This is a genomic window from Mammaliicoccus sp. B-M6, from assembly GCF_022386965.1.
In the GTDB taxonomy this organism is placed as follows: domain Bacteria; phylum Bacillota; class Bacilli; order Staphylococcales; family Staphylococcaceae; genus Mammaliicoccus; species Mammaliicoccus sciuri_A.
Genome location: NZ_JAJNHJ010000106.1, coordinates 1 through 217, shown reverse-complemented (window position 1 = coordinate 217; position 217 = coordinate 1). Strand labels below are relative to the sequence as shown.

Annotated in this window: 1 protein-coding gene; it reads left to right on the top strand. The window is 36.4% G+C overall.

Features of this window, described 5'->3' with window-relative positions; translation table 11 throughout:
• Positions 1-217: zinc-binding dehydrogenase (locus tag LQ693_RS13635; protein WP_239703285.1), on the top strand; the 217-nt coding region annotated here is incomplete at both ends.

Sequence of the window (217 nt, the reverse complement as noted above, 5' to 3'; positions counted from 1 at the left end):
AATACCGTAAGTGCTAATTTACCAATAGATGATTATCTTCAATTATTAAGATTAGACGGTACACTTGTAAACGTAGGAGCACCAGCAGAACTCGTATCATTACGCGTAGCAAACTTAATCGGTCATCGTAGATCATTTGCAGGTTCAGCAATTGGTGGTATAAGAGAAACACAAGAAATGTTAGACTTCTGTTCAGAACATAACATTAGACCACAAA